This is a genomic window from Spiroplasma endosymbiont of Dactylopius coccus (assembly GCF_977110965.1).
The window spans coordinates 1,091,956-1,107,753 of sequence record NZ_OZ373019.1 but is presented as its reverse complement, the minus strand read 5'-3'; the positions used below and the strand labels follow the sequence as shown (position 1 = coordinate 1,107,753).

The following is a 15,798-nucleotide window of genomic DNA, read 5'->3' as shown; positions in this document are numbered from 1 at the left end:
TCTAATTTACCTCAGTAGTACTAGGTTATTTAACAATAAAAGTTGTAAAAGGATTAGTATTATTATTAATATCTACTACTAATACTTTTGATTTAGTAGGGATTATATAAGTGCTACTAATGCTTTTAACTAATTGCGAAGAATTACTTAATTCTACTGGAATTCCTTCAGTTGCTAAAAAAGTATAAATTCCAAAGTTTATTACAAATTTATTATAATCAATAACATTATTAACAATAGGAATTATATAAACTGGCAAATGAGCATTAGCAATAATTCTAATATAATTACTATCTTGACTATTAGTAATTAAATATTGTGGTTTTTCTTCAATAATTTTTTTAATAGTTTTAGCAACCAATTGATCTTTTGTATGCAATAAATCAGTAGCAATTTTACTCTGTTCTTGATGACTTTCAGCATCAATAAGAATTTTACTCATTGTTGCAATTGATAACACAGGATAGTTACCATTAGCAGATTCACCCGATAACATTGTACATGTTGCTCCCCAATCCATAGCAACCCAAACATCAGTAACTTCAGCACGTGTTGGATGAGGGTTATCTATCATTGAATCTAGCATTTGCGTAGCAACAATTATCGGTTTGTTAACAGTACGACATTTTTTAATTCATTCACGTTCTAAAAAAGGAACTTTTTCAAAAGGAATTTCAACTCCTAAATCACCACGAGCAACCATAATAGCATCTGATTCTTTTAAAATTTCATCAAAATTATTAACTGCTAATTGTGATTCAATTTTAGCAATGATTTGAATATGTTTACCATCATTATCATCTAAAACTTTGCGGATTTCTTTAATATCAGCTGCTGAACAAACAAATGATGCAGCAACATAATCTACTTTTTGCTGACAACCAAAAATTAAATCTGCTCTATCTTTTTCAGAAATAAAAGGTAAAGACAATTTAACATTTGGAATATTAATAGCACGACGATCTTTAATAGTATGTGTATTTAAAGCTTGACAAATAACAGTATGGTCTTTAACCGCTGTAACCTTTAATGTTAATTTACCATCATCTACTAGTAAATTATCATTAACTTTAATATCTTTTGCTAAATTACCATAATTTACAGAAAACTTATCCGCAGTACCAATAATCTCTTTATTATCAATTATCGTAATAATTTCATTTTTTTTGATTTCTACACTACCTTTTGTAAAGGTATGTGTTCTAACTTCCGGACCTCTAGTATCTAACATAATAGCAACTGGTACATTTAATTGTTTAGATACTTCTCTAATCATTAAAACCCTTGCTAAATGTTCATCATGAGTACCATGAGAAAAATTTAAACGCCCACAAATTGAGCCATTTTCTATTAGTTGTTTAATAACATCAGCAGAATTTGAAGCAGGTCCTAAAGTAGTTACACATTTAGTTCTTTTTATAATTGATATCAAATTATTCACCTCTTTTTATTAAGTATTTTTTTTAAAAATAACTCCTGACAAACGTAAAATTTTATTAGCAACGTTATTTTTATTTATTGAAGGTGTGTTTAATGCATCTTGAATTTCAATAGCTACTAATTTATTATCTTGCAATCCAATACAAATACTAGATTTATTACTATTTGCAAATCTTTCAGCAGCAAAAATACCCATCATTGTTGCTAAATAACGATCAAATGCACTTGGTGTTCCCCCACGTTGAATTTGACCCAATATTACTGCTCTTGTTTCACAATCAGTATCCTTTTCAATGATTTTAGCTATTTTATTAACATCATATTGACGTTCAGTTACTACTATTACTAATGAACGACGTTGTTTTTTAGTGTACAACTGTTTAATAATATCAATCAATGACTGTTCTCCAATTCCTAAATCTTTAGTTGCAACTAAATCACAATTTGCAGCAGCAGCACTGTGAAGAGCAAGATCACCACAATTACGACCCATTACTTCAACAATCATAATTCTTCCGTGAGAATTAGCAGTTTGACGAATTTTATCAAGATTTTCAACAATTGTATTAAGAGCGGTATCAAAACCAATAGTAAACTCACTTGAACTAATATCATTATCAATAGTACCTGGAATACCCACACATTGAATAGCTGCTTCATTACTTAATTTTTGCAAACCATTATATGTGCCATCACCACCAATAGCAATTAAACCTTCAATTTTTTTAGATTTTAAAATTTCAATACATTTTTTACGAGTTTCTTCTTGCTCAAATTCTCTAAAACGAGCAGACCCAATGATTGTTCCCCCCATCTCAGTTCCTAGATCAATTAAATTTGCTCAATTGTTATCAATAACGTGAATGTCATTTGTCATTATTCCTTTATAACCATTTTTTATTAAAACTAATTCAAATGGTCTTTTATCAGCAGTAGCAATTTTACTATTTTCATGATTTATACCACGAAAAGTCTTATATACTGCATTAATAACATTATTCATACCTGGTGAATCACCACCAGAAGTTAAGATTCCAATTCTTCTTTTATTATTTAATTCTTGCATATTTAGTCATCCTCTCTTCTAATTACATTATTTTAGTGATAATTATTATAATTTGTTTAAAATTAAAAAGGATATCAGTAAATTTAACCATAAAATATGATCTTAATTAATTAATATTATAAAATACATCGTCACCTAAAAATTTAGCTTGATCTGCTAAATCGGCTTCAATTGTTAATAAACGATTATATTTTGCAACACGATCAGTTCTTGACATTGAACCTGTTTTAATTTGTCCAGTATTAAAAGCTACTGCTAAGTCAGCAATCGTTGTATCTTCAGTTTCCCCAGAACGATGAGATACTACTGCTGTTCACCCAGCTTTTTGACACATTTCAATAGCCTCCATAGTTTCAGTTAATGTTCCAATTTGATTTAGTTTAATTAATACTGAATTAGCAACGTTTTTAATAATTCCTTCTTTAATAATTTTTGGATTAGTAACGAATAAATCATCACCAACAACTTGGAATTTACCTTCTGATTTTTCTAATAATAATTTAAATCCTTCTCAATCACCTTCAGCCAAACCATCTTCAATTGAAATAATTGGATATTTTTTAGTTAAATCAACTAAATAATCTACTAGTTGCGCTGAAGTTAATAATTTTTCAGTATTTTTACTTTTACCATCTTTATTGCCAAAAACATATTTACCATTTTTATAAATCTCTGATGATGCACAGTCCATAGCAATTTTTATATCTTTATTTGGAGTGTAACCCGCTTTTTTAATAGCTTCGACAATTAAATCTAATGCTTCTTCAGTTGATTTTAAATTAGGAGCAAAACCACCTTCATCACCAACTGCAGTAACTAAACCCTTACCTTTTAAAATACTTTTTAAAGCATGAAAAGTTTCAGCAGCCATTTGGATTGCCTTTGAAAATGTTTTAGCACCAACTGGCATTATTAAAAATTCTTGAAAATCAATATTGTTATCAGCATGAGCACCACCATTAATTACATTTAACATTGGGACTGGCAACTGACAAGCATTAGTACCACCTAAATATGTATATAAGGGCACATATAATTCATCAGCGGCAGCTTTAGCAACTGCTAATGATACCCCTAAAATAGCATTGGCACCTAATTTTGTTTTATTTTCTGTTCCATCTAACTTAATCATTGTTTGATCAATTAATCTTTGATTAGTAACTTCCAAACCAATAATGGCTTCGGCAATATTTTCATTAATATTTTTAATAGCTTTCATAACACCAAGTCCACCATAAACTTTAGTATCTTTGTCTCGTAGTTCTAAAGCTTCTCTAGTACCTGTTGAAGCACCTGATGGCACTAAAGCAATCCCGTATCCACCATCTTCAGTTCAACATTCAACTTGAATAGTTGGATTTCCTCTTGAGTCTATTACTTGTAGTGCTCTAATATCAATAATGCAAGACATATTTGTTAATTCCTTCTTTCTTTAATATTTCACTAATTATTATACAGAAAAAAATATTGTTTAGAATCAAAAAAGCACAAATATTTTTTATTTGTGCTTCTAAAATAATGATGATTTAATTACATTTGTTGTTGTTGTGAATGTTGAGTTGTACTACTTGGTGATGATGTATCATTAACTTTAGCAGCAGTATCACTATTTCATGGTTTTGGAGTTACTCCATCATCCTCTGGTATTAAACTTTCAGGATTATTAAGAGCAGTAATTATTGCTTTCATTAATTCATCAGTTTCAATCGTTTTTTGATTAAAATTATTACCATTAGATAAATCTTTTCTGTTAATAGTTACATTTTGTTTTACTTCATCTCTATAAAAGATATAACTTATACTTTTAAAATTATCATCTTTATCAAAAGTTAAAGAAAAATCAACTTCATTTTTAGTTAAATATGATAATGCATGAATTTGTTCAGGACTAAGTTTCACTTCTGCTTTTAATGGAATTCCAAGTTCATCATTACATAAAACATAACATTTTCCATTAAAAATATTAAAATTAAAAGTTTTAATATTTTTTGAAAATAAGTTTGATTTTAAATCAGGTATTGGTCTTACTGTTCTTGTTTCTGATACTCTTACTTTTGCTTTCTGATTTATGATACTAAGTTGTTCTTTATCTTCATCACTTAACTTATTAGAGCAATTTACTTTTTTATTATTTTCATCAAAATAATATGCTCTTAAAAATTTTCCATCATACTTATTAAATAAAATAACAGTATTTGCATTATTATTTTTATCTATTAAATTTTTCAAAATATCATTTTCATCTTTTTCTAATTTTAATTTTTTATCCAATGTTTGCTCATCAGTTGTTATGTTTAAATCTCATAATTCTCTACTATCATCTCATTTTAAATTAATAACATTTTTAACGATAACTGGAGATAATTTTGTAGCTGATGGTTTTGGTGATATTACCTGTTCAGCAGCAGCTCTTGCCACTTTAACTTGTGATCCATTTTCTCCACAGTGAATACCCTTTAATCCATTAGGAAATAAATTATTATTTGCAAAACTTTTTCTTAACTCTAATAAAGAAAGTGTTCCAATACATTGTAGTTGATTTTGATCAGCAATAACTACTCATTTTTCTACTAAATTATTACTTGGGTTTTTTGCAAAGTATACTTTTTGATACTTACTAGCAACTTCTATATCATTTCATATTTTTTTATTATCCAGAGAAAGTTCTTGTTCAAAAATTACATTTCCTGGATCTGATTTAGCATCTGATATTTTTATTTTACAATCTTCTATTACTAAACTATACAAACCTTCTATGCTATTATTTTGTAATGTTTCAGTGATATTATTTGTAATCGGTAAAGGTTCAGGTAAATCTTCTGGTAATACTTCTGGTACAATAAGTAAAAAAAGCATAGCATCTAAATCAATTTCTTCTTGTTCTGCTTTAATAACAGATGCTAATCCAATATTATTTGTTGGTTCTATAGTAAATCCTAATTCTGGAGGAGTACTTAATGCTTTTAAATCATCAAATTGCTGGTCGGTTAAAAATTTAACTTTATGTGCTTGATATTTTACATTATCATATAATCGTCCTAGAACAGGTTTTTTTGTTATTTTATAGGTTTCTCAAAAAATTTCTCCATTTTCGTTAATCTTTTTATTTAAATAAAAAATATCATTATCAGTAATACTTTGAGCAGTTGTTGAGATTATAAAAGTATCATTTGGATCAGTAACATTTTTAATAAAAATTTCATTTCCTTGACAATAAATAAAATAGTCTTTTTCAACATTCACTAAATTTAAATGTTTTTTAAAATCTTCGATCATTGTACTATTTGAAGAATAATCATTAATTTTATAGTATTCCACATCTCAAACTGGGTTTGGTTGTTCAAATGGATTTCGCAACTGTGGAGTATCTAATAAACTTTTAATCTTTTGATTAATTAAAACATCATTTTCTTTAAACAGTCCAGAATTTATAAAAATTTCATTAAATTTTAATAAATTTATACTTCCTAATAATCCTAATTCAGGTCTTATTTCACCTTCAGATTCATCAAATAAAATTTTATATACTTTAATTTTAGTATTGTCAGTTTCATCCTCAACGAAAACTAATTGGTCTTTTTTAAATATACTTTGATCATTTTGAATTAATGATTCATCACTAATAAATATAGTATTAACTAATGAACCACTATCAACAACAAATTTTCCATCTTGATTTAAACTAACTATTTTTTTTACTTTTAATGGATTAATATTGAAAGAAAAATTCTTCAAAATATTAAGTGTATTCTTTTTTGAATATAGGTCATCCTCTACTTCAATAGCAATATCTTCAACATCACTTATTTCTGATTGATATATACTTCTCATAATGTTTGTAAATCATTTAAAATTTTCCATTAGTGGCATTTTTATATTTTCTCCTTTAATTATTACATTTATGGTGTTGGTGTAGATAAAACTGACTTAACATTTTGTTCTACTGGTTTTGATGGTGCTTCAGTACCATTAATTTCCTTTGCAGGAAAAAAATTATTACTTTGTACTTCTTTTTTAGGTGCAAAAGAATTATTTTGTAAATGTTGTGAATGTAAAGAAGAGGCTGTACTAATTACTCTTTCAAGAGTATCAATTAATTTTTCATCAATTTTTATATCTTTCCTCTTATGAGTCTGGTTATCAATAATATATGCAAACAAAATCTTTCCATTTTTATCAACTTCAATATTTATACTACCATTACGAGGACATTTTTTGGCTACAAAGTTTTTAAATTCCTTAGCATCATTTACATCTACAGGAACAATTGTTTTGTTTTTATTATCAATAAATAAATAACACGTTCCATTTTCAGCAAATGATAATTTCATAGGCTCTTCAGATCTTTTTATAATATTAACATTAAGATCATCTAACTCTTCTTTATATTCTTCATTATTTAAATTATTGGATTCTGATTGAGTTTTTAATAATAATGCCGGTAATTCTTTTTTACCTAAATATTCAAGAATAATCTTATCATTTTCTTTTTTAGTTCGATATAAATGTACTAGAGAACTATCTAATTTTTCTTTTACTATTACTAGTTGTTGTAATTGATCACTATTAATTGCTAAAGGTGGTTGTTGAATAATACTAACATTTTCATCATTAGTATTTTTTACTAAACGTCCCTTTTCATCTACATATACAAGTTCAATAATATATTCTTTTAAACTACTATCTAATTGTGTTTTTATATCATCAATCTTAACTTCCAAACTATTTAAAGTTATATTGGGTGATGATTCATCTTTTTTAGAACTTAATGATTTTTGTAGAAAGTCATTAAGTTCTCGATATTGATATTCTACTGTTTCTGATAATGGCATACTTTACCTCCATAATTTTTAATAAATGTATAGATTTCTAAAATAATATAGGAACTAAATATAATAAACCCCTTATATTTATTTAAAAAAATAAAAGGGGAAACACTATATTTAATTCATATGCCTATATTTTAATACTTTTATATTCTTAAAACAAGCACTTATCAATAAAAAGAAAAATCAATATATTTTTATTTAATAATTAAAGACTCACTGGTCATAACAGTTGGTTTAACTAAACCCAAAACGTCTAATAGCGTTGGAGCAATATTTGCTAAGCAACCACCTGATTTTAATTTTAATCCTGTTTTACAAATAATAAATGGTACTGGTTGCGATGTATGTTTTTTATTAGGATTACCCTCTTTATCAATCATGATTTCAGCATTACCGTGATCAGCAGTAATCATTAAAATAACATTCACTTTTTTCATTGCTTGATACAATTTTCCAATACATTCATCAATAACATCAATTGCATCAATGGCAGCATTTAAAACACCAGTATGACCAACCATATCAGGATTAGCAAAATTTAAAACCATAACATCATATATGTTTTTAGAAATTTCACTTTCTAAACGAGTAGTAATTTCGCGAGCACTCATTTCTGGTTTTAAGTCATAAGTTGCTACTTTTGGTGAAGGAATTAAAATTCTTGTTGATAGTGGATATTCAACATCAACACCACCATCAAAAAAATAAGTTACGTGTGCATATTTTTCAGTTTCAGCAATTCGTAATTGATGATATTGATTTTTACTTAATCATTCCCCTAAAGCATCAAGCATTGATATAGGTGGAAAAATAACACCTTGTGGTTTAACACTTTTAGCATATTCCATCATTGAAATAAAAAAAGTATTTTTTAATGTTGGTATTTTCATACTAATATTAAAATCATATTTATTATTTGTTAATGCTGATGCTAATTGAATTGCACGATCAGGACGGAAATTAGCAAAAATAATGCTATCGTTATTCCTAATATTACCATTATTAATTTCAGAATTATAAGCAGGCATAATAAATTCATCATTACGACCAGCACTATATTCTGCATTAACATAAGCAATAGGATCAATAAATGAAGCACCTTCATGATTAACTATTACATCATATGCTATTTTTAAACGATCTCAACGTTTATCGCGATCCATAGCATAATATCTTCCTGAAATAGTAGCAAGCATACCAATGCCTAATTGTTTCATAGTTTTTAATAACTGTTCAATATAAATTTTAGAAATATCAGCTTTTGTATCACGACCATCTAAAATAGCATGAACATAAACATTCTTAAAATTTTGTTGTTTAGCAATTTCTAATAATGCTAAAATATGATTAATATGAGCATGTACTCCACCATCACTTAGTAAACCAATAATATGAACATTACTATTATTCTTTTTGGCATGATTAATTGCTGACAATATTGTTTCATTTTTAAAAAATGTTTTATCATTTATTGACTTATTAATTAATGTTAATGACTGATAAATTACTCTACCGGCACCAATTTGTAAATGTCCAACTTCAGAGTTGCCCATTTGTCCTTCTGGTAAACCAACTGCAAGGCCAGAAGCTGAAACTTCAGTATGCGGATAAGTTTTTAATAAATAATCCAAATTAGGTTTTGTTGCAGAACTAATAGCATTAGTTGAACTAGATTTTGCAATACCAAAACCATCTAAAATACATAGTAATATTGGTTGTTTTGTTTTCATGAATTTCACCTCATATTTTATTTAATAACTTGTAACTGATGTTTAAAATTATCAGATTTAAAAATAGTAATCATTTTAGTAATAAAATCAGTAATACATTGATAATGAACAGTACTCAAAATAACAATATCTTTTTTAAAGACTATTTTAATAGATTGCTTTTTAGTAATTTTAGTAATTATTGTTTTTAAATCACAAATTGATTTTAAATCTTCACTTAATAAAATAACCATACTAGGATTATCACTAATATTATTAGAAAGAAATAAAATAGTATTACTACTATTAGCTAATAAATTGTGTCCTTTAATTTCCATTAAATTATAATCTAATAAATCATTATTAAAAGAATAATGAGTAATTTTCAAATTATCAATGACTTCTGAATAATAACCATAAGCAAAAGTCTGTGATAAATTTTCTAATATATCTTGAGATACTATCCGCCATTTTGAAAATGACTTCAATAGTTCTTTATGAATTTTTTGTAATTGTCATAAATCTTGATAATTAGTAATATTAGTTATCGGTGCTATTGGTTGAATATTTTCGGGCTGATTAATTGCTCTAATTTTTTTATTAATAGCATTAATAGCAATAATGATTGGTTTTTTAGCATTAATAAAAAAGTTTTCAATTCGTTGTTTATTACCTGCTATTAATGTTATTTTTCGCTGATCTTTATTAGTTTTAATAGCAACAACTGCTATTTTTTGCAAATTAATAATTTCTTGTAATTCAACTTCATTAAATTTTTTTAAATAACTATATTCTTCTTTATTTTGCAATAAAATTAACTGTTCTAATGATAATTTTTGTTCTAATAAAGAATTAATGATAAATTCACTTTGCAATATTTGTTTTCTATTTATCTTTAAATTATTAAGAGCAACAATAAAATTTTGTTCAGTAATAGAAATAGAACTAAAATTAGAAGTTTTATAATTTAATTGTTTCATCAAACTATTTGTAAATAATTTAGCACCAATTTTATTATTAACTAATGATTGATGATGACTTTCATTGATAGTTAAATACAATGGAATATCGTTAATAACGATTGGTCCACTATTAACCTTAACTAAATGAATATAAGTATTAGGAATAAGAGTATTATTAACATCAATTACTTCACCAGTAAAATATTCATTAGTAATAATACCTTTGTCACTAACAATACTATCACTACTAGGAGCAAAAATAGTTTTAGTACAAATAATAAAGCCAATTTGTTCTAATTGATTAGTGTCTTCACCATTTTTACTAAACAATGCTAAAATTTCTGACTTATTCCTAAAAGCATTGACAAAAGTGGTTGCCGGAAAGGCACGATGTTTAATTTTTTTTGTTAGTTTTGTTCACATACTTTTAATTTGTATCTTTGATAATTCCATGTTTAGTTAACTCCTTATTTTTATTAGTAATTTAAATAGAGTTAAATTAGTAAATCAAAAAAAGATTGTGGTACTAATGAAGCACCTCCAACTAATGCACCATCAATGTCGGGTTCAGAAAGTATTAATTTAATATTATCGTGTTTTACTGAACCACCATACTGAATACGTACTTGTTCTGCAACATTTTTATTATATAATTCACTAATAAATTCACGAATCATTTTACAAACCGTTTGGGCTTGTTGAGCTGTTGCTGTTTTACCAGTACCAATTGCTCATATTGGCTCATAGGCAATTACTAACTTAGCAATATTTTCTGTTTTAATATTTTTTAATGCTAACTTAATTTGATTTTTAATTACTTCATTAGTTTCTTTATTTTCATATTGGTTTAAAGTTTCACCACAACATAAAATTGGTATAATATTAGCATTAAATAGTGAATGTATTTTTTTATTTATTGTTTCATCTACTTCATTAAAATACATTCTGCGTTCAGAATGACCAATAATAACATGACTAACCATCATATCTTTTAGCATCTTAATTGAAATTTCACCAGTATATGCACCTTCGGTTTCATAATGACAATTTTGAGCTGCAATAATTAAAGTAGAAGTTTTGTTCATTTTTAATAAGGGTAAATTAGTAAAACTAGCTGCTATTCCATAATCATATTTAATATTTTTAGTTTTTATTAATTTATTAAATTCATTTAAAAAAAATTGAGTTTCTTCTATATTTTTATACATTTTTCAATTTCCAATAATAATCTTTTTACGTTCCATTTGTTTCTCCTTTAAGTTAATTTTTTTTTGATATAGTTGGTTTTAATAATGCTGCTGCTTCTTCATCAATAATAATTGTAACATCATCATGATTTTGTAAAAAAGTACATGGATAATTTGGAGAAACTTTACCTTCAACTAACTCTCGAATAGCTTGTGCTTTATTAGTTCCTGTAGCAATTAAAACAATCAATTTAGCTTGTAAAATAGTATGAATGCCCATCGTAACAGCTTTGGTTGGTACATCTTCAACTTTAGAAAAAAATCTTTTATTAGCTTCAATTGTTTCTTTAGTTAAATTAACAACATGTGTTTTACTACTTGCAAGAGTACCTGGTTCATTAAAAGCAATATGACCATTAGTACCTAAACCCAATATTTGTAAATCAATTGGTCCTTTTTCTTTTAATAATTTTTCATATTCTTCCACATTTTGGTCTAAATCACCAATACCTTTAGGAACATACGTATTTTTTAAATTAAGACTTTTAATATGATTAAATAATTGATGATTCATAAAATAACGATAACTTTTTACATGATCTGGAGTTAAACCAACATATTCATCTAAATTAAATGTTACAACTTTTGATCAATTTCTTTTGTTATTTTTTGCATCTGCTATTAATAAATTATATGTTTCAATTGGACTACTTCCTGTTGCTAATCCTAAAATAGCATTTGGTTTAACTTTAATAATATCAATAATAATTTTACTTAATAATTGAGCAACCTCAGTTTTATCTTTTAAAATAATTAATTTCATAATTTAAAAACCCCTTACATTACTTACTTATTCTTGTTGATACGCAATTTTTCCTTCGCATATTGTTAAAAAAATATCATTATTCTTAGTTAATACAATAATATCTGCTAATTTACCAATAACAATATCACCCGTTTTATTTGCAATTCCTACTTGTTTAGCACTATTATAAGAGGCCATTTTGATGCAATCTTGTCAATTATTATTAGTAATTTTTAATAAATTTTTAAAACCAGCAATCATTGTTGCAATGCTGCCTGCCAATTTTCCGGTTGTTTCAACAGTAACCTTATTATTACTTTTAATGACAGGTAATGGTCCCAATAAATACTTACCATCAGGCTGTCCCTTTGCACTCATGGCATCAGTAATCATACAAATTCCATCGGCACCTTTAATTTTATATGTTATTGCTAAAATATCAATATCAACATGAATTCCATCACAAATTAACTCAGTAACTAATTGATCATAATATAATGATGCTGGAACAACACCAGGATCGCGATGATTATAGGGACTCATTGCATTATAAAGATGGGTAATATGCGTTAAACCATATTCAATAGTTTTAGTTATTTCTTTAAAAGTAGCATTACTATGACCAACACTAGGAATAATATTATTTTTAATTAATGAAGAAATAAAATTTGAATTTTTATTATTTAAATTAGGATCTATCTCAGGAGCATAAACAATAAATTTTAAATTTTTGTTACTAATTATATTTCAAGATTTTACTAAATTAAGATCAGGAACATGAAGTAATGACGGAGTATGTGCTCCTTTTTGTAATTCTGAGATAAAAGGTCCTTCTAAATATGCACCAATAATTCGTGCCTTGTTACCTTTATTTTCTGTTTTCATATACTTAGCAAATACTGAAAGAATATTATCAATTTCTTTTTTACTGGCAGTAACTGTTGCATAACAAAACTTTGTTACTCCCTCTTTTGGAACTAATTTTGCAAAATTATTAATTGATTCAATGGTACCATCCATTAAACTATAGCCATAACCTCCATGTACATGTAAATCAATAAAACCAGGTATTATTGTTTGATTATGACATTCAATAACCTGAGCATCTTGAAATTCATAATTATACTTTCCTTCATTAATTTGGAAAATTAAATTATCTTTAATTACTAAAAAACCATTATTTATTATTTTCTTAATGCTAATTATTTTCGCATTATTTAAAACTAAAATTTTAGACACTAATACCCTTCTTTCTAGAATTATTAATTGTTTAAAATTGCTAATGACACTATTATACCTAAAATTTTAACTTAAACCTAAATCTAAGAAAAATAATTAAAAAAAAGGCTTAATTGCCTATATTTTAAATAATGGTGGCTCGAAGCGGATTCGAACCACTGACACTTCGCTCTTCAGGCGAATGCTCTACCAACTGAGCTACCGAGCCGTTACCTATACAATAATAGCATATAAAAGTAAAAAATAACAAGGGGTTAAAACTTATTTTTTAATTTATTTAAATATATATTTATTTTTTTACTAATTATCTTCTAATTACATATCTTCTTCAACAAGGTTTTTCAGTTTTTGGCATTAAGTGATTTGAGTCTCTTCTAATTTCTTCTTTTCAATTATTATTTGATAAATCAGTAGACCCATTTTCTTTAGCAATATTTGCTTGTAAAAATATATTATTACCAATAATATTTAATGATTCACTTCTTTGAAATTCATGATCACTACATACATCATTTACTAAATTTTTGAAAATCTCACATAATTTTTTACAAGTATCTAATATCAATTTATATTTTTCTTTACCTTTTCATTTTTCAATTAATGATTCACAATTTTCGATAAATTTATCCTGTCATTCTTTAAACTCTTCGAAATTAATTGTCTTAATTAAATCACCATCACAATAATAAGTTAATATTTCTTTTCAAACATTACGTCATACTTTTCTCATATTATTATGAGGAATTTTAACTTTCAATTTTTTAATCAAAAAATCAAAATCTTGAATTTTATTTCTTCTTCAACAATTTAATAATGCAGTAATAATTGGAATTACTAATTGTTTATTATTTATTTTTTCTATTATTTCTTGTTTTTTATTTTCAAGATCTTCTAATCTAGTTATACGTTCTTTTTCTAATTCTTGTAAAATATTAAAATACTCTTGATATTCTCTTATTGCCTGTGAATATATTATCAATTTAATTATTACTTCTCATTTGTTTATAAGTTTAATATCCATTTTTATCATTCTTTCCATTAGTTCAAATATATCTCTTATAACCCACTATTTAATCCGATAATTTATTTATGTTTTATAAAATTCAATATCTATAATTTTAATAATTTATTTTATTAATAACTTATGCTACAACTGTTTGTTTAGGAGAATGAAAGTTAATATTCATATCAATATTAATACTTTCACCAAAACTATCACTTCATTCACTAATACCACTTTCAGAAACAAGTGGAATGGCAACACTTTTTAGGACTATTTTTTGGTAGACACTTGTTCTTGATATTTGATAGGAGTTAAGTAGTTTAAAGTGCTGTTGATTCTTATGTTGTTGTATCAATTGATATAATCAAATAATTCTAATTTTAATTGGATTAATGATGTAAAATTTTTATCATTAATAAATTCAGTTTTGAAAGTTTTAAAAGTTGCTTCAGCAACAGCATTATCATAAGGACAACCTTTTTTGCTTAAAGATCGAGTAATATTGAATGCTAATAAAAGATTATTAATAATTTTATTGTTAAATTCATTACCTCGATCACTATGAAATATTTGGATATCTTTTAAACAGCGATTTGATTGCATAAATGCTTGATATACTAGTAATGCATCTTTTTTAACTCCAACACTATGTCCAATAATTTCGCGGTTAAATAGGTCTATTAATAGGCAAATATAGTTTCATTTACCATTAACTTGAACGTAAGTTAAATCACTAACAATAACTTCATTTTTAACCCTATTATTAAAGTTTCTATTAACAAGATTGGTTATTTGACTATTATTGACTTTATTATGATGATTTTTGAATGATAATTTAGTGTATTTTGATATTAAATTATGCTTATTCATAATTTCTTTAATTTTTCTTCTTGACAAATAAATTTCTTGGTTTTCTAAAATTTTTTTTAATCTTCTAGTACCATAAACTTCTTTATTTTCTTTAAAAGCACTAATAACAGCTTCATCATACATATTATTTTTGATTTTATTTTCTTTTTTCTTTAAGTTAAAATAATATGTTGATTTAGATATTTTCAAAAAACGACACATTGTGCGAATTTTATATTTAACTTTATTTTTGACAATAATTTTTATTTTCTGCCTATTATTAGTGCTGCTTGCTTTAAAATATCATTTTCCATTCTTAATTGTTTTAATTCTTTTCTTAATTTAATTAATTCATTTTCTTCAACAGAACGATTATCTTTAGTTTTAAAACTACCTGAATTAGTAAATTGCTTAATTCAATTATAAGTAGCTGCTCTTGTAACATTGTACTCTTTAGCAAGACAAGACACTGACTTACCGCTTTGATATAAAGCTACTATTTGTTTTTTAAATTCATCTGAATATGAGTTAATATTGGCCATAATTATACTTCCTTTCTTTTCACTAATTTGTTCACTTGTCTACGTAATTAGTGTCCAATAAAGTGTAACCCATCCACTTTTTAACAAAAAAATGACAAAGAAAATAAAATGTTAATTAACTGTCAGGTTAGAAATAATTATTCCCTTTTTTAGTTTAATTATGTTTA

Annotated in this window: 13 protein-coding genes and 1 tRNA gene; all 14 read right to left on the bottom strand. The window is 25.8% G+C overall.

Going from position 1 to position 15,798, the window contains the following annotated elements; all coding sequences use genetic code 4:
* Positions 1 to 25: 25 nt before the first annotated feature.
* Positions 26 to 1,432, bottom strand: coding sequence for a pyruvate kinase (gene pyk, locus ACXUB0_RS06885; RefSeq protein WP_458258213.1), 1,407 nt, complete (start codon positions 1,430 to 1,432; stop codon positions 26 to 28).
* Between the two features lie 18 nt (positions 1,433 to 1,450).
* Positions 1,451 to 2,506 (bottom strand): ATP-dependent 6-phosphofructokinase, encoded by a 1,056-nt coding sequence (locus ACXUB0_RS06880; protein WP_458258212.1) that lies wholly within the window; start codon positions 2,504 to 2,506, stop codon positions 1,451 to 1,453.
* 106 nt (positions 2,507 to 2,612) lie between these two features.
* Positions 2,613 to 3,917 (bottom strand): phosphopyruvate hydratase, encoded by a 1,305-nt coding sequence (gene eno, locus ACXUB0_RS06875; protein WP_338957874.1) that lies wholly within the window; start codon positions 3,915 to 3,917, stop codon positions 2,613 to 2,615.
* Between the two features lie 119 nt (positions 3,918 to 4,036).
* Positions 4,037 to 6,376 (bottom strand): hypothetical protein, encoded by a 2,340-nt coding sequence (locus ACXUB0_RS06870; protein WP_458258211.1) that lies wholly within the window; start codon positions 6,374 to 6,376, stop codon positions 4,037 to 4,039.
* 29 nt (positions 6,377 to 6,405) lie between these two features.
* The gene (locus ACXUB0_RS06865; RefSeq protein WP_458258210.1) at positions 6,406 to 7,338 is read right to left on the bottom strand and encodes a hypothetical protein; all 933 of its coding nucleotides are present in this window, start codon (positions 7,336 to 7,338) and stop codon (positions 6,406 to 6,408) included.
* 191 nt (positions 7,339 to 7,529) lie between these two features.
* The gene (gpmI, locus tag ACXUB0_RS06860) at positions 7,530 to 9,065 is read right to left on the bottom strand and encodes a 2,3-bisphosphoglycerate-independent phosphoglycerate mutase (protein ID WP_458258209.1); all 1,536 of its coding nucleotides are present in this window, start codon (positions 9,063 to 9,065) and stop codon (positions 7,530 to 7,532) included.
* 17 nt (positions 9,066 to 9,082) lie between these two features.
* Positions 9,083 to 10,459 carry a hypothetical protein gene (locus ACXUB0_RS06855; protein WP_458258208.1) on the bottom strand — a complete coding sequence of 459 codons (1,377 nt, stop codon included), beginning with the start codon at positions 10,457 to 10,459 and terminating at the stop codon, positions 9,083 to 9,085.
* A gap of 41 nt (positions 10,460 to 10,500) precedes the next feature.
* Positions 10,501 to 11,250: a triose-phosphate isomerase gene (gene tpiA / locus ACXUB0_RS06850; protein WP_458258207.1), complete on the bottom strand. Its 750-nt coding sequence runs from the start codon at positions 11,248 to 11,250 to the stop codon at positions 10,501 to 10,503.
* 16 nt (positions 11,251 to 11,266) lie between these two features.
* Complete coding sequence (gene nagB, locus ACXUB0_RS06845) at positions 11,267 to 12,016, bottom strand: glucosamine-6-phosphate deaminase (RefSeq protein WP_458258206.1); 750 nt, start codon at positions 12,014 to 12,016, stop codon at positions 11,267 to 11,269.
* 27 nt (positions 12,017 to 12,043) lie between these two features.
* On the bottom strand, positions 12,044 to 13,237 hold the full coding sequence (gene nagA / locus ACXUB0_RS06840) for an N-acetylglucosamine-6-phosphate deacetylase (RefSeq protein WP_458258205.1): 1,194 nt from the start codon (positions 13,235 to 13,237) through the stop codon (positions 12,044 to 12,046).
* 132 nt (positions 13,238 to 13,369) lie between these two features.
* Positions 13,370 to 13,445: transfer RNA gene (locus ACXUB0_RS06835), tRNA-Phe, on the bottom strand.
* A gap of 96 nt (positions 13,446 to 13,541) precedes the next feature.
* Positions 13,542 to 14,258, bottom strand: a complete 717-nt coding sequence (locus ACXUB0_RS06830; protein ID WP_458258204.1) for a hypothetical protein — start codon at positions 14,256 to 14,258, stop codon at positions 13,542 to 13,544.
* A 121-nt stretch (positions 14,259 to 14,379) separates the two neighbouring features.
* On the bottom strand, positions 14,380 to 14,595 hold the full coding sequence (locus tag ACXUB0_RS06825) for a hypothetical protein (RefSeq protein ID WP_458258203.1): 216 nt from the start codon (positions 14,593 to 14,595) through the stop codon (positions 14,380 to 14,382).
* Positions 14,511 to 15,631 (bottom strand): IS3 family transposase gene (locus ACXUB0_RS06820; protein WP_458258202.1). Its coding sequence is split into 2 segments (ribosomal slippage): positions 14,511 to 15,388 and positions 15,388 to 15,631, totalling 1,122 coding nucleotides; the frame shifts between segments, so codons are not numbered across the junction. Before ACXUB0_RS06820 ends, ACXUB0_RS06825 begins: the two co-directional genes overlap by 85 nt.
* Positions 15,632 to 15,798 lie beyond the last annotated feature (167 nt).